Here is a 243-nt window from a genome sequence, read left to right on the forward strand (position 1 = left end):
GAGCGGGAATCCCATGAACCGAAGAGTCGCCTCACCGCGAACTTGCAGCGTTGAAAGAACGGTTTTCACTGTCGACGCCTGCAAAAATGTCGGAACCGCCAAAACAACAAGGATCACAAGAACCCTAAGCATGCGCCAGCTCCACTTGCACCACATTTGTATGGCTAACGGCAAACGAGGCCGCGCAAATTTCCATGCAATACTGCCAGTTTCGAAAGAAAGAGTCACCATACCCCAGTTCGG

General features: G+C 51.9%; 1 pseudogene. It reads right to left on the reverse strand.

Going from position 1 to position 243, the window contains the following annotated elements:
* Nucleotides 1-124: 124 nt before the first annotated feature.
* Nucleotides 125-243 (reverse strand): annotated as a pseudogene (locus AB9F26_RS22540) (class I SAM-dependent methyltransferase); the annotation flags it as partial.

It is taken from the genome of Falsihalocynthiibacter sp. BN13B15 (genome assembly GCF_041205415.1).
Lineage (GTDB): Bacteria > Pseudomonadota > Alphaproteobacteria > Rhodobacterales > Rhodobacteraceae > Falsihalocynthiibacter > Falsihalocynthiibacter arcticus.